General features: G+C 64.5%; 22 protein-coding genes. 13 read left to right on the top strand and 9 right to left on the bottom strand.

Going from position 1 to position 17,833, the window contains the following annotated elements:
- Positions 1–284 precede the first annotated feature (284 nt).
- The 3 genes from RSE12_03275 (at position 285) to RSE12_03265 (ending at position 4,603) form a co-directional block, all read left to right on the top strand.
- Entirely contained in the window at positions 285–1,934 is a 1,650-nt protein-coding gene (locus RSE12_03275) for an electron transfer flavoprotein-ubiquinone oxidoreductase (GenBank protein ID WRH63372.1), read from the top strand.
- 130 nt (positions 1,935–2,064) lie between these two features.
- Positions 2,065–3,774 (top strand): tetratricopeptide repeat protein, encoded by a 1,710-nt coding sequence (locus tag RSE12_03270; GenBank protein WRH63371.1) that lies wholly within the window; start codon positions 2,065–2,067, stop codon positions 3,772–3,774.
- Complete coding sequence (locus RSE12_03265; GenBank protein WRH63370.1) at positions 3,761–4,603, top strand: 4-(cytidine 5'-diphospho)-2-C-methyl-D-erythritol kinase; 843 nt, start codon at positions 3,761–3,763, stop codon at positions 4,601–4,603. Before RSE12_03270 ends, RSE12_03265 begins: the two co-directional genes overlap by 14 nt.
- On the opposite strand, the gene RSE12_03260 is transcribed toward RSE12_03265, so the two are convergent.
- The 3 genes from RSE12_03260 to RSE12_03250 form a co-directional block, all read right to left on the bottom strand.
- On the bottom strand, positions 4,588–4,914 hold the full coding sequence (locus RSE12_03260) for a hypothetical protein (GenBank protein ID WRH63369.1): 327 nt from the start codon (positions 4,912–4,914) through the stop codon (positions 4,588–4,590). The two genes, RSE12_03265 and RSE12_03260, sit on opposite strands and share 16 nt — an antisense overlap.
- 81 nt (positions 4,915–4,995) lie before the next feature.
- Positions 4,996–5,340, bottom strand: a complete 345-nt coding sequence (locus RSE12_03255; protein WRH63368.1) for a hypothetical protein — start codon at positions 5,338–5,340, stop codon at positions 4,996–4,998.
- A 97-nt stretch (positions 5,341–5,437) separates the two neighbouring features.
- Positions 5,438–6,439: a polyprenyl synthetase family protein gene (locus tag RSE12_03250; GenBank protein ID WRH63367.1), complete on the bottom strand. Its 1,002-nt coding sequence runs from the start codon at positions 6,437–6,439 to the stop codon at positions 5,438–5,440.
- Positions 6,440–6,494: 55 nt separating this feature from the next.
- On the opposite strand from RSE12_03250, the gene RSE12_03245 reads away from it, so the two are divergent.
- The 3 genes from RSE12_03245 to RSE12_03235 all read left to right on the top strand — a co-directional run bounded on the left by RSE12_03245 (position 6,495) and on the right by RSE12_03235 (position 7,757).
- Positions 6,495–6,713, top strand: a complete 219-nt coding sequence (locus tag RSE12_03245; GenBank protein WRH63366.1) for a DUF2007 domain-containing protein — start codon at positions 6,495–6,497, stop codon at positions 6,711–6,713.
- A 10-nt stretch (positions 6,714–6,723) separates the two neighbouring features.
- Entirely contained in the window at positions 6,724–7,497 is a 774-nt protein-coding gene (locus RSE12_03240) for a methyltransferase (GenBank protein WRH63365.1), read from the top strand.
- 92 nt (positions 7,498–7,589) lie between these two features.
- Entirely contained in the window at positions 7,590–7,757 is a 168-nt protein-coding gene (locus RSE12_03235) for a DUF465 domain-containing protein (protein ID WRH63364.1), read from the top strand.
- A 4-nt stretch (positions 7,758–7,761) separates the two neighbouring features.
- Here RSE12_03235 and RSE12_03230 read toward each other — a convergent pair whose 3' ends face one another.
- From RSE12_03230 to RSE12_03215, 4 genes are all read right to left on the bottom strand, one after another.
- On the bottom strand, positions 7,762–8,631 hold the full coding sequence (locus RSE12_03230; GenBank protein WRH63363.1) for an EamA family transporter: 870 nt from the start codon (positions 8,629–8,631) through the stop codon (positions 7,762–7,764).
- A 136-nt stretch (positions 8,632–8,767) separates the two neighbouring features.
- Positions 8,768–9,493, bottom strand: a complete 726-nt coding sequence (gene phbB, locus RSE12_03225; GenBank protein ID WRH63362.1) for an acetoacetyl-CoA reductase — start codon at positions 9,491–9,493, stop codon at positions 8,768–8,770.
- Positions 9,494–9,613: 120 nt separating this feature from the next.
- Positions 9,614–10,789: an acetyl-CoA C-acetyltransferase gene (locus RSE12_03220; GenBank protein ID WRH63361.1), complete on the bottom strand. Its 1,176-nt coding sequence runs from the start codon at positions 10,787–10,789 to the stop codon at positions 9,614–9,616.
- A gap of 117 nt (positions 10,790–10,906) precedes the next feature.
- Positions 10,907–11,755 carry an EAL domain-containing protein gene (locus RSE12_03215; protein WRH63360.1) on the bottom strand — a complete coding sequence of 283 codons (849 nt, stop codon included), beginning with the start codon at positions 11,753–11,755 and terminating at the stop codon, positions 10,907–10,909.
- 78 nt (positions 11,756–11,833) lie between these two features.
- Here RSE12_03215 and RSE12_03210 point away from each other — a divergent pair, with 78 nt between their 5' ends.
- Entirely contained in the window at positions 11,834–12,433 is a 600-nt protein-coding gene (locus RSE12_03210; protein WRH63359.1) for a DNA-3-methyladenine glycosylase I, read from the top strand.
- Positions 12,434–12,577: 144 nt separating this feature from the next.
- Here the strand turns inward: RSE12_03210 and RSE12_03205 are convergent, their stop codons facing one another.
- Positions 12,578–13,123: a TlpA disulfide reductase family protein gene (locus tag RSE12_03205; protein WRH63358.1), complete on the bottom strand. Its 546-nt coding sequence runs from the start codon at positions 13,121–13,123 to the stop codon at positions 12,578–12,580.
- A gap of 22 nt (positions 13,124–13,145) precedes the next feature.
- Between RSE12_03205 and argH the strand changes: the two genes are divergently transcribed.
- Genes argH through RSE12_03180 form a run of 5 tightly spaced genes read left to right on the top strand, consistent with a single transcriptional unit; the run spans position 13,146 to position 15,413 of the window.
- Positions 13,146–14,549 (top strand): argininosuccinate lyase, encoded by a 1,404-nt coding sequence (gene argH, locus RSE12_03200; GenBank protein WRH63357.1) that lies wholly within the window; start codon positions 13,146–13,148, stop codon positions 14,547–14,549.
- A gap of 45 nt (positions 14,550–14,594) precedes the next feature.
- The gene (locus RSE12_03195; protein WRH63356.1) at positions 14,595–14,768 is read left to right on the top strand and encodes a hypothetical protein; all 174 of its coding nucleotides are present in this window, start codon (positions 14,595–14,597) and stop codon (positions 14,766–14,768) included.
- Positions 14,765–14,929, top strand: coding sequence for a hypothetical protein (locus tag RSE12_03190; GenBank protein ID WRH63355.1), 165 nt, complete (start codon positions 14,765–14,767; stop codon positions 14,927–14,929). The genes RSE12_03195 and RSE12_03190 overlap by 4 nt, the downstream gene beginning before the upstream one ends.
- Positions 14,930–14,955: 26 nt before the next feature.
- Entirely contained in the window at positions 14,956–15,096 is a 141-nt protein-coding gene (locus RSE12_03185; protein WRH63354.1) for a hypothetical protein, read from the top strand.
- Positions 15,096–15,413: a DUF2834 domain-containing protein gene (locus RSE12_03180; GenBank protein ID WRH63353.1), complete on the top strand. Its 318-nt coding sequence runs from the start codon at positions 15,096–15,098 to the stop codon at positions 15,411–15,413. The genes RSE12_03185 and RSE12_03180 overlap by 1 nt, the downstream gene beginning before the upstream one ends.
- 30 nt (positions 15,414–15,443) lie before the next feature.
- On the opposite strand, the gene RSE12_03175 is transcribed toward RSE12_03180, so the two are convergent.
- The gene (locus RSE12_03175; protein ID WRH63352.1) at positions 15,444–16,418 is read right to left on the bottom strand and encodes a quinone oxidoreductase; all 975 of its coding nucleotides are present in this window, start codon (positions 16,416–16,418) and stop codon (positions 15,444–15,446) included.
- Positions 16,419–16,563: 145 nt separating this feature from the next.
- Between RSE12_03175 and lysA the strand changes: the two genes are divergently transcribed.
- The gene (gene lysA / locus RSE12_03170; GenBank protein ID WRH63351.1) at positions 16,564–17,829 is read left to right on the top strand and encodes a diaminopimelate decarboxylase; all 1,266 of its coding nucleotides are present in this window, start codon (positions 16,564–16,566) and stop codon (positions 17,827–17,829) included.
- Positions 17,830–17,833: the final 4 nt, after the last annotated feature.

The following is a 17,833-nucleotide window of genomic DNA, read 5'->3' as shown; positions in this document are numbered from 1 at the left end:
GCCACGGCCCCCCTTACGGGGACTGTGGCGCGACACGTCCTGCGATATCTTGTCCCAACTGAACCGACCAAGGCGGCAAATGCAAGGCCTTGCCCGCGAAAGCACCAAAAGCCGGGGGATATGGCCGCAAACCCTGCCCCGATGCCGCCCAGATGCCGCATTGCGACATCGTGATGCCGCGTTACGATTGACCCCCGCGCTTTGCATGGGCTAGGGGATGGGCCGCGCGTCCCGCAACAATATTGCGCGGGGCCAGTGGGAAATGCGGTGAGGGAGCAGGCAGCATGGCTGACATCGTCCGTGAGTCGATGGAATATGACGTTGTGATCGTGGGCGCGGGCCCGGCGGGCCTGTCGGCGGCGATCCGGCTGAAACAGTTGGATGCCAACCTGTCGGTCGTCGTGCTGGAAAAAGGGTCCGAGGTCGGGGCGCATATCCTTTCAGGCGCCGTGCTGGATCCTTCGGGACTGGATGCACTGATCCCGGATTGGCGTGACCGGGGCGCACCGATCAAGACCGAGGTGGTGGAGGACAATTTCTTTATCCTCGGCCCCGCAGGGCAGGTGCGGATTCCGAACTTCCCGATGCCGCCACTGATGAACAACCACGGCAATTACATCGTCTCGATGGCCAATGTCTGCCGCTGGATGGCGGGTCAGGCCGAGGAACTGGGCGTCGAGATTTTTCCGGGCATGTCGGCCAGCGCCCTGGTCTATGACGGCGACCGGGTAAAGGGCGTGGTGGCGGGCGAATTCGGGCTGGACCCGGAAACCGGCGCGCCGGGGCCGAATTATGAGCCGGGCATGGAACTGCACGGCAAATATGTCTTCCTGTCGGAAGGCGTGCGCGGGTCGCTGTCGAAAGAGGTGATCGCGAAATACGATCTGTCCAAAGGTCATTGCCCGCAGAAATTCGGCCTTGGCATGAAGGAGATCTGGGAGATTGATCCGGCCAAGCACAAGCTGGGCACCGTGACGCATACGATGGGCTGGCCACTGGGCAGCAATGCCGGCGGCGGATCGTTCATCTATCACCTTGAGAACAATCAGGTTTACGTGGGCTTTGTGGTTCACCTGAACTATGAAAACCCGCATCTGTACCCGTACATGGAATTCCAGCGGTTCAAGCATCACCCGATGGTGGCCGACCTGCTGAAGGGCGGAAAACGCGTGGCCTATGGCGCGCGGGCCATCAGCGAGGGCGGCTGGCAGTCGATCCCCAAGATGGTGGCGCCGGGCGTGGCGCTGCTGGGTTGTTCGGCGGGGCTGGTGAACGTGCCGCGCATCAAGGGCAACCACAATGCCATGCTGTCGGGCAAGGCTGCGGCCGAGGCCGCCCATGCCGCGATCACGGCAGGCCGGGCGGGCGATGAGTTGACCGCCTATGAATCCGCCGTGCGGTCTGGGCCGATTGGCAAAGACCTGAAACGCGTGCGGAACGTAAAACCGCTTTGGTCGAAATACGGGCTGGTGGCATCGCTGATGGGCGGCGGGCTGGACATGTGGGCCAATACCATCGGGCTGACGGTGTTCGGCACGCTGAAGCATGGCAAATCGGATGCGGCGGCGACGGGCTTGGCCAAGAATTTCAAGCCGATCGATTATCCCAAACCCGATGGCGTGCTGTCCTTCGACCGGCTGACCAACGTGGCCTACAGCTTCACCAATCATGACGAAGCGCAGCCTGCGCATCTGAAGCTGAAGGATCCCAGCATCCCGATTTCGGTGAACCTGCCCAAATACGCGGAACCGGCGCAGCGCTATTGCCCGGCGGGGGTGTATGAAGTGGTATCCGAGGCAGGCAAGGACCCGCGCTTCGTGATCAACTTCCAGAACTGCGTCCATTGCAAGACTTGCGATATCAAGGACCCGTCGCAGAACATCAACTGGACCACGCCGCAGGGTGGTGGCGGGCCGAATTACCCGAACATGTGACGCAACGCCTGACATTTGCGTGTGAATCAGCAGGAAACGGCGGGCCGGGGTGGGGAAACCATCCCGGCCCGATTGCCTATGTGGCAGGCCGAGGCTAGCTTGCACTTACCCCTGTTGGAGTAGCTTGCCGATGCCGCCACGCCATAGCCCCCTTGTTGCCTTTGCCCTTGCCCTTGCGCTGGCCTTTCCGGCTGCCGCGCAGGAAACGGAAGGGGCGGCGGGGGCCTATCTGGCCGCGCAGGTGGCCGCATCCGAGAATGACTTTCGCGAGGCCGCGCGCTGGTATGACCGGCTGATCCAGATCGGCGTCAATGACGCGGCCACGCTGGAAGGCGCGGTTATCGCGCATCTTAGCCTTGGTGATTTCGAAAGGGCGGCAGACCTGTCGCGGCAATTGGTGCAGCAGGGCGGACGCAGCCAGACAGCCTATATCGCGCTGCTGACGGATCAGGCCAAGCGCGGGGATTTCGCGGCACTGATCGCCGATACGCTGGCGGGGCGCTCCATCGGGCGGCTGCTGGATGATCTGGTCATGGCCTGGGCCGCGCTGGGCGACGGGCGGATGTCCGATGCTGTGGCCGGGTTTGACAAGCTGGCCACCTCACCGGGGTTGGAGGCGTTCGGTCTGTATCACAAGGCGCTGGCGCTGGCCTCGGTCGGGGATTTCGAAAGCGCGGACAACATCCTGTCGGGGCGCGAGGCGGGGCAGATCGCCCTGATGCGGCGCGGGGCGATTGCCCATGCGCAAATCCTCAGCCAACTGGAACGCAACCCGGACGCGCTGGCACTGCTTGAACAGGCCTTTGGCACCGAGGCGGACCCCGAGATCGACGCGCTGCGCGCGCGGCTGACGGCGGGGGAACCCGTGCCCTATGACATGGTCACCAATCCGGTGGATGGGATCGCCGAGGTGTTCTTTACCCTGTCCACCGCCCTGCGCGGCGAGGCCGAGGATGGCTATACGCTGATCTATGCCCGCGCGGCGGCCTATCTGCGCCCCGACCATTCCGAAGCAACCCTGCTGGCGGCAGGGCTTTTGGAAAGCCTGGGGCAGCACGCGCTTGCAGGGGAAACCTATGGCAAGATTGCGCCGGACGATCCCACCTATCACGTGGCCGAAATCGGCCGCGCCAATACGCTGATCGCCGAAGACAAGACCGATGCCGCGCTGGAGGTGTTGCAGGCCCTGACCCGCAGCCACGGCCAGTTCATCGAGGTGCAGGCCGCGCTGGCCGATGCGCTGCGTCGGCAGGAACGCTTTGCCGATGCGATCCCGGTCTATACGCAGGCCATCGACTTGGTCCCGGAACCAGTACAACGGCATTGGACGCTGTTCTATTCGCGCGGCATCAGCAATGAACGCGCGGGCAACTGGCCCGAGGCCGAGGCCGACTTCCGCCGCGCGCTGGAATTGAACCCCGATCAGCCGCAGGTGTTGAACTACCTTGGCTACAGCTTTGTGGATCGGGGCGAAAATCTGGATGAGGCGCTGGGAATGATCGAGCGCGCCGTCGCAGCACAGCCCGAGGCCGGGTACATCATCGACTCTCTCGCCTGGGCGCTGTTCCGGCTTGGCCGCTATACCGAGGCGGTTGAGCCGATGGAACGCGCGGCCCTGCTGGAACCGGTCGATCCGGTGGTGACGGATCATCTGGGCGATGTCTATTGGGCGGTCGGGCGCAAGCTGGAGGCGCGGTTCCAATGGCACCGCGCGCTGTCCTTCGAACCCGAAGAGGATGAGGCCATCCGCATCCGGCGCAAGCTGGAGGTGGGGCTGGATGCCGTATTGGCGGAAGAAGGCGCAAAGCCCCTGACCGAAGTGGCGAATGGCGGCAACTGAATTCGCCCCGGCGAAGATCAACCTGACGCTGCACGTCACCGGGCGGCGGGCGGATGGCTATCATCTGCTGGATTCACTGGTGGTCTTTGCCGGCGTGGGGGATCAGGTCAGCGGAACGCTGGCTGATCCCCCGTCGCTTACGGTGACCGGGCCTATGGCGGCAGGGCTTTCGGGCGAGGGTGACAATCTGGTGCTGCGCGCGGCCCGCGCGATGGGGGTATCGGCGCAGATCGTGCTGGAAAAGCATCTGCCGGTGTCATCGGGCATCGGCGGCGGATCGGCGGATGCCGCTGCCACCCTGCGCCTGTTGGCGCGGATGGCGGGGCGACCCCTGCCTGCGGCGGCAGAGGTGCTGGCCCTTGGCGCCGATGTGCCGGTCTGCCTGTCCAGCCGCACACAGCGGATGGGCGGGATCGGCGAGGTGCTGGCCCCCCTGCCCGCCTTGCCCCCGGTCTGGCTGGTGCTGGCCAATCCCGGCGTCGCGGTGTCGACGCCTGCGATCTTTCGCACGCTGGCGCGGGCCGACAATCCGCCCATGCCGCGCGATCTGCCGCGCCTGACCTCCGCCGCCGAACTGGCGGCCTTTGCCGCCATGCAGCGCAATGATCTGGAGGCGCCGGCGATGGCGCTGCAACCGGTGATCGGGCAGGTCCGGCAGGCGCTGACGTCACAGCCCGGCTGCCTGTTTGCCCGGATGTCGGGATCGGGGGCCACCTGTTTCGGGCTGTTTGCCGATCCGCTTTCGGCAAACGCGGCGGCGCGGGCGCTGCGGGCGGCAGAGCCGGGCTGGTGGGTGGCGGATGCCGCCCTGCATCAGCCCCAATCGTGACGAAAGCGAACCTCGGTCCCGTCTGACCGGCGCAGCGCACGGGCTACGAATTCGGGGGGAAAGCCTTCCTCCAGCGCGCCCAGAACGGTGACCTCTTCCCCCACCTGAACCGGCAGGTCATTGGGGCCGACATAGACGGTGACCGCGCCGGTTTCATCCTTCATGCGAAAGGCATCGGCATCGGTGATGCGCATCACCTTGCCCGTCAGGGTGACGGGCTGGCCGCGCGGGGCCTTGGTGATAGGAACGGGCGCGGCAAAGGCGGCAGAGGCCGACAGAAGAACGGCGGCCATCGCGGCAGAACGGATCATCGTCATCTCCCTGTTGCGGTCTTGTTTCAGGGAAAGGTGGGAAAGTCGCCGCACCCCTGCAAGGGGCGCGGCGGCCTTGGATCATTCATATTGATGACTGAAGGTCACTTTGCTGCCATCCGCGCGTACCGCATCGCGGGCATAGACCTCCATCCGTCCGAATTCGCGATCCACGATCCCGTTCACCGTGATCTGTTCGCCAAGGTCAAAGGGCACGATGCCGGGGCCGATATAGACGGTGACAGACCCGCTTGCATCGGTGATGCGGAATTCATCCTCATCTGTGATGCGTTCGACGGTGCCGCTGATCGTGGCTGTGCTGCCATAGCGCAGGTCCGAGATCAGAGTAGTTTCGGCCAAGGTTGTTTCGGCCAAGGCGGGCCCGGCGATGATGGCAAGGCCGGCAGCCCAAAGAAGACGTCGCATCAAACCCTCCTGTTCTGTGCATGTGGCACACAGATCGGAAGGGGGTCACGGCTGCACAATCCGGCTGACGCAAAGGTTATGGGGCGTTATCCCGGCGTCAGTTGATCCGCGCCACGACGTAATCGGCAAGGTCCGACAGCATGTCGCGCAACGGATGTTCCGGCAGGATGTCCAGCGACCGGCGCGCCGTTTCTGCCCACATCAGCGCCTGATCCCGCGCGGCGGCCATCGCGCCATGGCGGGCCATCAAGGCCATCGCATGGGCAAGGTCGCCGTCGCGCTGATCGCCCTTTTCAATGACGCGCTGCCAGAAGGCGCGTTCCTCGGCATCGGCCTGCGCCACAGCCTTGATCAGCGGCAGGGTCAGCTTGCGTTCGCGGAAATCATCGCCCGTGTTCTTGCCGATAGCGGCATCGGTGCCGCCGTAATCCAGCAGGTCATCCACAATCTGGAACGCGATCCCCAGCGCATCGCCATAGGCGCGCAGAGCCTGTACCTGCGGCTCGGACGCGGCGGCGATCACGCCGCCCACTTCCATCGCGGCGGCAAACAGCGCGGCGGTCTTGCCGCGCACGACCTGCAGATAGATGCCTTCCGTCGTGGCCAGATCCTGCGCGGCGGTGAGTTGCAGCACCTCGCCCTCGGCGATCACGGCAGAGGCATTGGCAAGGATATCCATCACCCGCAGCGATTCCGTTTCCACCATCAGCTGGAAGCTGCGCGCAAAAAGGTAATCGCCCACAAGGACCGATGATTTGTTGTCCCACAACAGGTTGGCGGTCGGCCGCCCCCGGCGGCGTTCGCTTTCGTCGACCACATCATCATGCAACAGCGTGGCGGTGTGGATGAATTCCACGGTTGCGGCCAGCTTCACATGGTGGTCGCCCTGATAGCCGCACATCCGCGCGGCGGCGAGCGTCAGCATCGGGCGCAGACGTTTTCCCCCGGCCTCGACCAGATGGGCCGTCACCTCGGGGATGCGGGGCGCGTGTTCGCTGGCCATGCGGGTGCGGATCAGGGCGTTCACCGCCGCCATGTCAGCCGCCAGCCATGCGGCAAGCCGGTCATGCGGTTTCTGCGCTGCCTCGTCCAAACCCATGCCCCCGATCCCCCCGCCTCTCGACAATTCGGGGCTGTGCCCCTTTACTCATCACATGAGAGAGCTTTTGCGCAGCACCGACCCGACGATCATCGCCTTTGCCACTGCCCTGCTCGACGGCGAGGGTATAGACGTGTTTGATCTGGACGTCCACATGAGCATCCTTGACGGAAGCCTTGGCATATTGCCGCGCCGCTTGATGGTGCGCGATGCCGATCTGTTCATGGCCCGCAGCGTGTTGCGCGACAATGGCATTCCGACGGGATTGGAATGATGGGGCTGGAATGACGGCCTTTGCCGATGACGCGCTGACGGATGACAAGTTCCTGATGGGCCGGTTGCGGCTGTTGCAGCCGATCCGGGGCTATCGTGCGGCCACCGATCCGGTGCTGCTGGCCGCCGCCTGCCCTGCGGTGACGGGGGAAAGCGTGCTGGATCTGGGCTGCGGGGTGGGGGCGGCGGCGCTGTGCCTTGGGGTGCGGGTGCCGGGTGTGGTGCTGGCCGGGCTGGAGGTGCAGCCCCCCTATGCCGATCTGGCGCGGCGCAATGCAGAGCGGAACGGGGTCGCGATGGAGGTGGTGACGGGCGATCTGACCGACATGCCCCGCGTGTTGCGCCGGGATTTCGACCATGTCATTGCCAACCCGCCCTACTACCCGCCGGGCGGCACGCCGTCGCCCATTGCCGAGCGGGACCGGGCGCTGCGGGTCGAGGTGCCGATTGCCGCCTGGGTCGCCGCCGCGGGGGCGCGGCTGCGGCCAGGCGGCTGGCTGACCATGATCTTCGCCACCCCCTGCCTGCCCGAGGCATTGGCCGCTCTGGCACCCAAGCTGGGCAGCGGCATGGTGCTGCCGCTGGAGCCGCGGCAGGGCCGCGAAGCACCCCGCGTGATCCTGCGGGCGCGCAAAGGGGGCCGCGCGCCGTTCCGTCTGCTGCCGCCCTTCACCCTGCACCAAGGGGCGGCGCATGATGGGGACCGCGAAAACTATACCCCCTTTGCCAATGCGGTTTTGCGGGAAGCTGCCGATTTGTCGGCAGCCTTTGGCCGGGTTGGGTAAACCTGTCCGTAAGTCTGGCCCGAATGTCCGTGACACGACTCAGCGGTTGTGTTGCACTTCATGGATTGGAACCAGTCATGAGGAGGACGAATATGACCATCGCTTCGCATCTGCAGGAACTGCGCCGCAAGCATGAGCACCTCTCTGAAACGGTCGAGCGTGAACAGCGTAGCCCCGGCTCGGACGCCCTGCGGATTGCCGAGTTGAAGAAGCAGAAGCTCAAGCTGAAGGAAGAAATGAACCGCCTCTCGCAGGCCTGAAGAATTACCCTTTGGCGCTGGTGCCCGTGCCCGCACGGGCGGCCAGCGCCGCGCCTGCGGTGATCAGCACTGCAGCGGCAAGGATCGTCCAGGACGCCGTGGCAATGCCCGCCACGATCAGCGCAAGTGTGGACAAAAGCGGTGCCGCATAGGACGCGACGCCCAGCAATTGGATGTCGCCCTTCTTCATCCCGATATCCCAGGTGAAAAAGGCCGCGCCCACCGGGCCGATGCCAAGCGCCAGCACGGCCAGCCAGCCCAGCATGTCCTGCGGCCACACCGTTTCCTCCACCAGCGGATGCACCAGCGCAGACAACAGCGCGGTGCCCAGACAATAGATCGTGACGCTTTCCGTGGGCACATCGCCCAGCCGTCGCGACAGGGAGGAATAGCCCGCCCATGTAATGGCGCAGAGAAAGCCCAGAAACAGGCCCAGCGGCGTGGCCGCCCCCCCGGAATCCCGGCCCAGCACGATCAGCGCGGCCCCCGCAAAGGCAATCAGCGCGCCGAGGATGACCATGGGCCGCAGCCGCTCACCCGGCAGGAAACTGGCAAACAGCACGATGAAAAGCGGCCAGAGATAGGCCATCAGCCCCGTTTCCGCCGACGGCGCGATGCGAAAGGCGGTGAAATACAGCGCATGATAGCCAAACAGGCCAATAATCCCAAAGGCATAGACCCGCCACGAGATGCCGCGCAGCCGCCCGATGCCGTTGCGCAATGTCCAGATCAGGCCCAGCGTGCCGCCAATGCCAAAGGTCAGCGCGTTCAGCAGAAAGGGCGGCACCGGGGCCGATCCGATCGTGAACAACGCCAGCAGCGCCCACATCAGAACGGCGGTAAAGCCTATGGCGGTTGCGCGTGCGCCTGTCATTCCTGTCCCTGCTCCATCAAATTTCTTCGAAGAAATTTGCAAAAATCTTCAAAGATTTTTGGTGGTTCTAAACCTTGCAACGGCAAAGAAAAAGGCCCGCGTCCTGCGCGGGCCTTTCAAATGCGGGGTCGCGCAATCAGACGACGAACTGCCCGCCATTGGCAGAAATCGTCGACCCGGTGATGAACCCGGCATCATCCGAGGCAAGGAAAACAACTGTCCGCGCAATCTCGGACGGCTCACCCAGGCGGCCCACCGGAATCTGCGGGATGATGCGTTCGTTCAGCACCTTTTCATCAATCGCCTTCACCATTTCGGTCGCGATATAGCCGGGGCAGATCGCGTTGACGGTGATGCCCGCCCGCGCGCCCTCTTGCGCCAGCGCCTTGGTGAAACCCAGATCGCCCGACTTGGCGGCGGAATAGTTCGCCTGCCCCGCCTGCCCCTTTTGCCCGTTGATCGACGAAATGTTGATCACGCGGCCGAATTTCCGATCCCGCATCCCCGACCACAGCGGATGGGTCATGTTGAACAGACCCGTCAGGTTGGTGTCGATGACTTCTTTCCACTGCTGCGGGGTCATCTTGTGGAACATCGCGTCACGGGTGATGCCCGCGTTGTTCACCAGCACGTCCACGGGGCCGACCTCGGCCTCGACCTGTGCGATGCCCGCCACGCAGGCGTCGTAATCCGCGACCGACCATTTGAAGGTGGGAATGCCCGTCTCCTTGGTGAAGGCGGCGGCCGCCTCATCGTTGCCGGCATAGTTCGCGGCCACCTTGTAGCCCGCTGCCTGCAGCGCCACCGAAATCGCGGCGCCGATTCCCCGCGAACCCCCTGTTACCAAAGCCACTCGTGCCATTCGTCCCTCCTCCTGAATTCAGACGTTCTTGAAATGGTATTACCGAAATGAACAGGGACGCGCAACAATGTTGCGCGTCCCTTTCGCACCTGCGGCATTGTTGCCGCAGCAAAACTGGAGTCAGGCGCGTTCCAGACACATGGCAACACCCATGCCGCCGCCGATGCACAGCGTGGCCAGCCCGCGCTTGGCATCGCGGCGGGCCATCTCGAACAGCAGCGTGTTCAGGATGCGCGCGCCCGAAGCGCCGATCGGGTGGCCGATGGCGATAGCCCCGCCGTTCACGTTCACGATGGACGGATCCCAGCCCATATCCTTGTTCACCGCGCAGGCCTGGGCGGCAAAGGCCTCATTCGCCTCGACCAGATCCAGATCGCCCACCTTCCAGCCGGCTTTTTCCAGCGCCTTGCGGCTGGCATGGATCGGCCCCACGCCCATGATCGACGGGTCCAGCCCCGCCGTCGCGTAAGATGCGATCCGGGCGAGCGGCGTCAGCCCGCGCCGCGCCGCCTCATCTGCCGACATCAGCACCACCGCCGCCGCGCCATCGTTCAGACCCGAGGCATTACCCGCAGTAACCGACCCTTCCTTGGTGAAGGCGGGCTTCAGCTTCTGCATTGATTCGAGCGTGGCCCCCGCGCGGATATATTCATCAGCATCCACCGTGATGTCGCCCTTGCGGGTGGAAATCAGGAAGGGGATGATCTCATCCTTGAACTTGCCGGCCTTCTGCGCGGCTTCGGCCTTGTTCTGGCTGCCCAGTGCGAATTCATCCTGCATGTCGCGCGAAATCTGCCACTGATTGGCAACGTTTTCCGCGGTCTGGCCCATGTGATAGCCGTTGAAGGCATCCCACAACCCGTCCTTGATCATCGAATCGATGAACTTCATGTCGCCCATCTTGGTGCCCGCGCGCAGATGCGCGACATGGGGCGACAGCGACATGTTCTCTTGCCCGCCCGCGACCACGATCCGCGCATCGCCCAGTTGCACATGCTGCGCGCCCAGCGCCACCGCGCGCAGGCCCGACCCGCACACCTGATTGAGCGACCATGCGCTGGCCTCTTTCGGCAGACCGGCCTTGATATGCGCCTGACGGGCGGGGTTCTGGCCCTGACCTGCGGTCAGCACCTGACCGAGGATCGTTTCCTCCACCTCGGCCTTGTCGATGCCAGCGCGGGCGACGACCGCCTCGATCACCGCAGCGCCAAGGTCATGCGCCGGGGTGTTGGCAAAGGAACCGTTGAAACTGCCTACGGCTGTCCGGCCTGCTGAAACGATGACGACATTGGTCATGGTTGATCCTCTCTCTCCCATCGGGGCGGGGTCCGCGTGACCGCGCCGCCTTGCAGCATGGCCTAGACGGGGGGGAAAACAAAAGCAACATTCTTGCGTCCGCAGATTGCCGCAGGGTCAACATTCCGCCTTTGGCGGCGCAACAGAAGGGCTGGTTCCAGCCTCCAATCCTTCGGGGATAAGCTTGGGCGCGGCAAAGTGATAGCCTTGCAAACAATCAACGCCCAGTTGGCCCAGCCAGTCCGCCTCGGCCGCCTGTTCCACGCCCTGCGCCACCAGAAGCATGTCGAATTGTCGCGCGATGGCCAGATAGGCGGCCATCAGCACCTGATTGTCGGCATGGGTGTGAATGCCCCGGCTATACTGGGCATCGACCTTCAGCAGATCAAAGGTCAGCTCGCGGAAATGGCGCAGGGCAAAGGCCCCGGCACCGAACCCGTCCAGCGCAAAGGACACGCCACTGGGCCGCAATTCGGCGATCATCCCGGCCAGCAGTTCCGGCACGGTCATCACGCTGGCCTCGGCGATTTCAAGGATCAGCCGGTCGCCGATGCCCGGATGCCGCGCCAGCCCCGCGCGCAGCAGCTTCATCCAGCGGGGCCAGCCCACCGACCGCGCCGACATGTTCACCGACAGGCGCAGTTGCGGATGCCGCACCAGCGCATCCAGCCCCATGGCCAGCGCGGCGCAATCAATTTCGCGGCCCAATTCATGCGCTTCGATCGCGGGCATGAAATCGCGGGCCGGGATCACGCGTCCGCCCGGATCCAGCACCCGCATCAGCCCTTCGTGAAAGCCGATCCTGCCCGGTTGGCCCGCCAGAACCACCGGGTGATAGGCCAGCCGCAACCGCCGCAGGCGCACCGCCTCGGCCACCAGCGCCACCGCATCGGCCGCGCTTTCCGCCATGGCAAATGACAGGGGGCTTGCCCCGTCTGCCAGACCTGCACCGCTGTCCATCCTCATCGCAACCCCCGCAAGACCCGTCGACAATCCTGCCCCTGCGCCCGTAAACATCGGGTAAAGGCATTTGGGGGAACGGCCATGCCCGATCAGCACCACACCGACAAAGGCCGCTGCCCCTGGTGCGGGACAGATCCGCTTTACGTGGCCTATCACGATGAAGAATGGGGTGTTCCGGAATACGATCCGCGCGCCTTGTGGGAAAAGCTGATCCTGGATGGCTTTCAGGCGGGCCTCAGCTGGATCACGATCCTGAAAAAGCGCGACAATTTCCGCGCCGCATTCGCCGGTTTCCGGCCTGAAACCATCGCAAGCTGGGGCGAATCGGATGTCGCGCGCCTGCTGGCCGATCCCGGCATCATCCGCCACCGGGGCAAGATCGAAGGCACCATCCGCTCCGCCCGCGCCTATCTGGCGATCGAGGAACGCGAAGGCTTCTCGCCATATCTGTGGAAGCATCTCGACGGGCGGCCCTTGCAGAACCGCCCCGCAGGCCCGCGCGATATCCCGACGGAAACGCCCCTGTCGCAGGCCATCTCAAAGCAGCTGAAAAAGGACGGCTTCACCTTCTGCGGCCCCACCATCACCTACGCCTTCCTGCAAGCCACCGGTCTGGTGAATGACCACCTGATCACTTGCCCCGCGCAGCCCCGGGTGGCGGCCTTGGCCAAGGAAGCCTGATCTTCATCTTGGCGGCAAATACCCCGGGGGGGAGGCGCGGCACGCGCCTGGGGGGCTGGCCCCCCATCCTGCCGGCACGCCGCCGCAAGGCGGCGGGACGGAAAAAAGAAATGCGCGGCGGGCGGCACGCCCGGCGCGCGCGATTCAGTTCCCGGCCATCATCGCAGCCAGAACGGTTTGCGCATGGGCGCTGTCCCATTCGGCATCGCCGATCAGGCGGGCCACTTCCTGCCCCTGCGGGTTCAGGATCACCGTCACCGGCAGGCCCATCACGCCCATGGGACGGGCAAGTTCGCTCTTCGGGTCGCGCAGGATGGGCAGGGCCTGCACGCCCGCCTCTTCATAGAAACGCTCAATCCCTTCCACCGCGTTGCGCCCCGTGGCCACGGGCAGCACCGCCAGATCGGGCATTGCCTGTTGCAGGCGCAGAAGCGACGGCATCTCCTTGCGGCAGGGCGCGCACCATGTGGCCCAGAAGTTCAGTACCACCCATTTGCCCTGCCACTGCGCCAGCGGCACCGCGGCATCATCGGCATCCAGAAACACGGCGGCAGGCAGGTCCACCGGGGCGGCATGAATCGCCAGCTTGCGCATATCGCCTTCGCGCAGCGCCTCGACATCACCCGCAAGGGCGGCATTTGCACCGATGGCCAAGGCCGTATAAAGGACGGCCAGAATTTTCCGCAGCATCTTCCCTCCGAAGGCCATCGCCATGACCGCTTCCCCCGATGCCAAATCCGCCAACCAGATGTGGGGCGGGCGCTTTGCCGAAGGGCCGGACGCCATCATGACGGCGATCAACGCCTCCATCGGGTTCGACAAACGGCTCTATGCCCAAGACATCGCAGGGTCACGCGCCCATGCGGCGATGCTCGCCGCCACAGGCATCTTGACCAATAAGGACGCCGAGGCGATCGGGGAAGGTCTTCTCACGGTGTTGTCAGAGATTGAAACGGGGAACTTCCCGTTTCGGGTAGAGCTTGAAGACATCCACATGAATGTGGAGGCACGGCTGAAAGAGGTGATCGGCGAACCGGCGGGGCGGCTGCACACCGCACGATCGCGCAATGATCAGGTGGCCGTCGATTTCCGGCTTTGGGTGCGCGATCAATGCGATGCCGCCATTTCGGGGCTAGAGGCGTTGATGCGCGCCTTTCTGGCGCAGGCCGAAGCAGGGGCCGATTGGGTGATGCCGGGCTTCACCCATCTGCAAACCGCCCAGCCCGTGACATGGGGCCATCACATGATGGCTTATGTCGAAATGCTGTCGCGCGACCGGGGACGGTTCATCGACGCGCGGGCGCGGATGAACGAATGCCCGCTTGGCGCTGCGGCTTTGGCGGGCACCTCCTTCCCCATCGACCGGCAGATGACCGCCACTGCGCTGGGGTTTGACCGGCCCACGGCCAACAGCCTTGATTCCGTGTCCGACCGCGACTTCGCGCTGGAGTTTCTGGCCGCCAGCAGCATCTGCGCCATGCACCTGAGCCGTTTTGCCGAGGAATTGGTGATCTGGTCCTCGGCCCAATTCCGGTTCGTTCGCCTGTCGGATCGCTGGACCACCGGTTCGTCGATCATGCCGCAGAAGAAGAACCCCGATGCTGCGGAATTGCTGCGTGCCAAGTTGGGCCGCATCCTCGGCGCGACGGTGGCCCTGTTCACCGTGATGAAGGGGCTGGCGCTGACCTATTCCAAGGACATGCAGGAAGACAAGGAACAGGTCTTCGACGCCGCCGATACGCTGATGCTGGCCTTGGCCGCGATGACCGGCATGGTCACCGACATGACCGCCAACCGTGACGTTCTGAAAACCGCCGCCGCCAGCGGCTTTTCCACGGCCACCGATCTGGCCGATTGGCTGGTGCGCGAACTGGGCCTGCCCTTCCGTGACGCGCATCACGTGACCGGCACGCTGGTGGCAATGGCCGAGGGTAAGGGCTGCGATCTTCCCGATCTCACCCTGGCAGACATGCAGAGCGTGCACGCGGGCATCCGCGCCGACGTGTTCGATGTGCTGGGGGTGGAAAATTCCGTCCGCTCGCGCCGGTCCTATGGCGGCACCGCCCCTGATCAGGTGCGTGGGCAGATCGCCGCATGGCGCGAAAGGCTGGCGTGACAGGGGCGCCTCTGGGCGCTAGGCTGGGTTGCGACGGGAACCCGGATGCGCCTTGCGATGCTGCCAATCTTTGTTCTGCTTGCGGCCTGCGGTGACAGCAGCCTTCCCGTGCTGGCAATTCCGCTATCGGACAATACAACCTTTGGCACCGATCTGAACGCGCCCAAGCCTGTGCTGGGCATCACCGTCACCGATCCGCTGCACCGGATGAACAGATGAAACCCGCTTTGAAACCTGCCCTTATCGCCCTTGCCCTGTGCCTTGCCGCCTGCACCTCGCCCCGGCTGAATGCCGGGCTGAGCCTTGGCGCGGATGGGCTGACCGTCACCCCGTCGGTATCGGCGGGGCTGGGCGGCGGGCGGATCAGCTATTCCCCGTGATGTTTCCAAAAAAAGGTTTGCTTGCCATGAAATCGCTTCTTGCCCTGACTGCCCTTGCCCTGCTTGCCGCCTGTGGCGCTGATGGGCCGCCCGTCGCGCCATCAAAAGCCGCCCCTGCCGTGGCGATCACGGGCGAGGCGCGGGTCGGCATTCAGGGTGGCCTGTGATGGCCCCGATCCGGATTGTGTGGCTGGCGCTGGCCGTCTGGGGGGCGATCCACCCGATGTACTGGTTCGTCACCTATATGAACGAAACCGGGACCGGCTTGTCAGGGCTGATCGACGCTTGGTATGTCAACGCCTCCACCACCGGGCTGACCTGGGATCTGACCATCGCGGCGGTGACGCTGACCGTTTGGGTTCTGGCAGAGACGATCCCGCGCAAGGCCTGGCTGGGGCTGATCGCCATTCCCGCCACCTTCTGCATCGGCGTCAGCTGCGGCTTGCCGCTCTATCTGTTCCTGCGCTCGCGGCCGCAGGGTTAAGGCGGCCGCGCTTTTCCAGCAGTCAGGGGCTTACAGGGTCAGGATCGTCTGCCCCGTTGTCGCCCGCGCTTCCAGTGCGCGGTGGGCATCGGCCACCTGTTCCAGCGGGAACCGCTGGTCGATGCGGATTTTCACCGCGCCCGAGGTGACCATCGCGAACAACTCCTGCGCCATGGCCTGACAGGTGGCGTGATCGGCGATATGGGTGAACAGCGTCTGCCGCGTGATCTTCAGCGATCCCTTGGCCGCCAGAATGCCAATGTCAAAGGGCGGCACCTTGCCGCTGGCATTGCCAAAGGAAATCATCATGCCAAAGGGTTTCAGGCAGTTCAGGCTGCCGTCGAACGTGTCCTTGCCCACGGCATCCATCACCACATCCACGCCCTTGCCCCCGGTCAAGTCACGCACGCGGGCGGCGAAATCCTCGGTCCGGTAGTTGATCGCATGGGTCGCGCCATGATCCAGCGCGAGTTGGCATTTATCATCCGATCCGGCAGTGGCGATCAGGGTGATGCCCTCCGCCCGCGCCCATTGGCAGGCGATCAGGCCCACGCCCCCGGCTGCCGCATGGAACAGCACCGTATCGCCGCGCTTGATGGGGGTGGTGCGGCGGAACAGATACTGCACCGTCATGCCCTTGAGCATCATGGCAGCGCCTTCGTCAAAGCTGATCGCGTCGGGCAGCGGGCAGACCTGCGCGGCGGGCATCACCCGCGCCTCGGCATAGGCGCCGGGCGGGTTGGCGGCATAGGCCACGCGGTCCCCCGGTTTCACATGCGTCACGCCCACGCCCACCGCATCAATCACGCCGCTGGCTTCCATGCCCAAAGCGGCAGGAAGCGCCATCGGATACATCCCCGACCGCTGATACACGTCGATGAAATTCAACCCACAAGCGCGGTGGGTGATCCGCACCTCGCCCGGGCCGGGGTCGCCCACCGGGCGATCCACCAGCTTCAGAACCTCGGGTCCCCCCGCCGCCTCGATGATGACTGTCCGCGCCATGGCCGTTCTCCCCCTTGCTTGCTGTTCGGGATGCTAACCCACCCAGCGGCAGGGTCCAGTGCGGCGGGCGGGAAACGGGGTGGAAATCGCCTGTGGTTGCGGCTAGATGCAGCGGTCAATGCGTGCCAGGGGCGGGTGAGGAACGATGGATCATTTCCTGTACAGAGACGGCACACTGCACGCCGAAGATGTGGCGATCACCGATATTGCCGCCACGGTCGGCACGCCCTTCTATGTTTATTCCGCCGCCACGCTGACGCGCCATTACCGCCTGTTCACCGAGGCGCTGTCGCCCCTGCCGCACATGGTGTGTTTCGCCATCAAGTCCCTGTCCAACATCGCTGTGCTAAAGCTGATCGGTGATCTGGGCGCGGGGATGGATGTGGTGTCGGGCGGTGAATACCGCCGCGCCCGCGCCGCAGGCGTGCCGGGCGACCGGATCGTGTTCTCCGGCGTCGGCAAGACACGCGAAGAGATGCATCTGGCCCTGACCGGCGGCATCCGCCAGTTCAATGTGGAAAGCGAGCCGGAATTGCGCGCACTGTCCGAGGTGGCGGTGTCTTTGGGCGTGGTGGCCCCCATCACCATCCGGGTGAACCCGGATGTGGACGCGCGCACTCATGAAAAGATCGCGACCGGGAAAAAGGAAAACAAGTTCGGCATCCCCATCGACCGCGCGCCCGAGGTTTACGCCGAAGCCGCCCGCCTGCCGGGGATCGATGTGGTGGGGATCGACGTCCATATCGGCAGCCAGTTGACCGATCTGGAACCGTTCGAACAGGCTTACCTGAAAGTGGCCGATCTGACGCGCCAGCTGCGCGCTGCGGGGCACAATATACGACGCCTTGATCTGGGCGGCGGCTTGGGGATTCCCTACACGCGGTCGAACGAAGCCCCGCCCCTGCCCATGGATTACGGCGCGCTGATCAAGCGCACAGTGGGCGATCTGGGCTGCGAGATCGAAATTGAACCCGGCCGCCTGATTTCCGGCAATGCGGGGCTGCTGGTATCCTCCGTGATCTATGTGAAGAACGGCGAGGGGCGGGATTTCCTGATCCTCGACGCCGCGATGAACGATCTGGCCCGCCCGTCCATGTATGGCGCGCACCATGACATCGTCCCGGTGATGGAGCCGCCCGCTGCAAGCCCAAGCCAGCCCTTCGATGTGGTGGGTCCGGTCTGCGAAACGGGCGATACCTTTGCCAAGGCGCGGGAATTGCCCCTGCTGGCCGAGGGCGATCTTGTGGCCTTCCGGTCCGCCGGGGCCTATGGCGCGGTGATGGCGTCGGAATACAATTCCCGCCCGCTGGTGCCCGAGGTGCTGGTGAAGGGGGATCACTTCGCCGTCATCCGCCAAAGACCATCCTTTGACGAAATCCTGAACCGCGATACCATTCCGGAATGGTTGTAAGGCG

Source organism: Fuscovulum sp. (genome assembly GCA_035192965.1).
Lineage (GTDB): Bacteria > Pseudomonadota > Alphaproteobacteria > Rhodobacterales > Rhodobacteraceae > Paragemmobacter.
This window is presented reverse-complemented; position numbering and strand designations above follow the sequence as displayed.

What these genes read in the sequence shown, in the direction of transcription:
- RSE12_03230 (WRH63363.1), bottom strand. Translation starts at nt 8,631, where the DNA reads ATGACAGGCGCACGCGCAACCGCCATAGGCTTTACCGCCGTTCTGATG.
- RSE12_03210 (WRH63359.1), top strand. Translation starts at nt 11,834, where the DNA reads ATGCCCGATCAGCACCACACCGACAAAGGCCGCTGCCCCTGGTGCGGG.
- RSE12_03270 (WRH63371.1), top strand. Translation starts at nt 2,065, where the DNA reads ATGCCGCCACGCCATAGCCCCCTTGTTGCCTTTGCCCTTGCCCTTGCG.
- argH (WRH63357.1), top strand. Translation starts at nt 13,146, where the DNA reads ATGACCGCTTCCCCCGATGCCAAATCCGCCAACCAGATGTGGGGCGGG.
- RSE12_03180 (WRH63353.1), top strand. Translation starts at nt 15,096, where the DNA reads ATGGCCCCGATCCGGATTGTGTGGCTGGCGCTGGCCGTCTGGGGGGCG.
- RSE12_03240 (WRH63365.1), top strand. Translation starts at nt 6,724, where the DNA reads ATGACGGCCTTTGCCGATGACGCGCTGACGGATGACAAGTTCCTGATG.
- RSE12_03235 (WRH63364.1), top strand. Translation starts at nt 7,590, where the DNA reads ATGACCATCGCTTCGCATCTGCAGGAACTGCGCCGCAAGCATGAGCAC.
- RSE12_03255 (WRH63368.1), bottom strand. Translation starts at nt 5,340, where the DNA reads ATGCGACGTCTTCTTTGGGCTGCCGGCCTTGCCATCATCGCCGGGCCC.
- RSE12_03195 (WRH63356.1), top strand. Translation starts at nt 14,595, where the DNA reads ATGCGCCTTGCGATGCTGCCAATCTTTGTTCTGCTTGCGGCCTGCGGT.
- RSE12_03250 (WRH63367.1), bottom strand. Translation starts at nt 6,439, where the DNA reads ATGGGTTTGGACGAGGCAGCGCAGAAACCGCATGACCGGCTTGCCGCA.
- RSE12_03265 (WRH63370.1), top strand. Translation starts at nt 3,761, where the DNA reads ATGGCGGCAACTGAATTCGCCCCGGCGAAGATCAACCTGACGCTGCAC.
- RSE12_03215 (WRH63360.1), bottom strand. Translation starts at nt 11,755, where the DNA reads ATGAGGATGGACAGCGGTGCAGGTCTGGCAGACGGGGCAAGCCCCCTG.
- RSE12_03260 (WRH63369.1), bottom strand. Translation starts at nt 4,914, where the DNA reads ATGATCCGTTCTGCCGCGATGGCCGCCGTTCTTCTGTCGGCCTCTGCC.
- RSE12_03185 (WRH63354.1), top strand. Translation starts at nt 14,956, where the DNA reads ATGAAATCGCTTCTTGCCCTGACTGCCCTTGCCCTGCTTGCCGCCTGT.
- RSE12_03175 (WRH63352.1), bottom strand. Translation starts at nt 16,418, where the DNA reads ATGGCGCGGACAGTCATCATCGAGGCGGCGGGGGGACCCGAGGTTCTG.
- phbB (WRH63362.1), bottom strand. Translation starts at nt 9,493, where the DNA reads ATGGCACGAGTGGCTTTGGTAACAGGGGGTTCGCGGGGAATCGGCGCC.
- RSE12_03275 (WRH63372.1), top strand. Translation starts at nt 285, where the DNA reads ATGGCTGACATCGTCCGTGAGTCGATGGAATATGACGTTGTGATCGTG.
- RSE12_03220 (WRH63361.1), bottom strand. Translation starts at nt 10,789, where the DNA reads ATGACCAATGTCGTCATCGTTTCAGCAGGCCGGACAGCCGTAGGCAGT.
- lysA (WRH63351.1), top strand. Translation starts at nt 16,564, where the DNA reads ATGGATCATTTCCTGTACAGAGACGGCACACTGCACGCCGAAGATGTG.
- RSE12_03190 (WRH63355.1), top strand. Translation starts at nt 14,765, where the DNA reads ATGAAACCCGCTTTGAAACCTGCCCTTATCGCCCTTGCCCTGTGCCTT.
- RSE12_03205 (WRH63358.1), bottom strand. Translation starts at nt 13,123, where the DNA reads ATGCTGCGGAAAATTCTGGCCGTCCTTTATACGGCCTTGGCCATCGGT.
- RSE12_03245 (WRH63366.1), top strand. Translation starts at nt 6,495, where the DNA reads ATGAGAGAGCTTTTGCGCAGCACCGACCCGACGATCATCGCCTTTGCC.